The organism is Xanthomonas arboricola pv. guizotiae (genome assembly GCF_002940205.1).
GTDB lineage: Bacteria > Pseudomonadota > Gammaproteobacteria > Xanthomonadales > Xanthomonadaceae > Xanthomonas > Xanthomonas arboricola_C.
In genome coordinates this window covers 1-319 of record NZ_MDSK01000137.1, presented here as the reverse complement: position 1 = coordinate 319, position 319 = coordinate 1, and the positions used below count along the sequence as shown (strand labels likewise).

1 pseudogene is annotated in these 319 nt (G+C 57.7%); it reads left to right on the top strand.

The annotated features are described in order from the left end of the window. Window positions 1–57: 57 nt before the first annotated feature. Window positions 58–319: pseudogene (locus tag XarbCFBP7408_RS22180) on the top strand (helix-turn-helix domain-containing protein); the annotation flags it as partial.

The following is a 319-nucleotide window of genomic DNA, read 5'->3' as shown; positions in this document are numbered from 1 at the left end:
GTGTTTGATCCCAGGCTTTGATGGTGCACTATTTTCCCTCGATTGGAAGGAAGCACTATGGGCCAGGTTCTACACGGGAGCGCCACTACGACAGAGGCGATCCGTCGAGCGATACAACATAGTCAAGAGAGCCTGAGAGCGCTGTCCAAGCGCTACGGGATCAATCACAAGACGGTGGCGAAGTGGAAGAAGCGTAGCTCGGTTGCCGATTTGCCAACCGGGCCGACGCAGCCGTGTTCCACCGTGTTGTCCGTTACGGATGAGGCGGCGATCGTCGCTTTCCGCAAGCAGACGTTGCTGCCGCTGGACGACTGTCTCT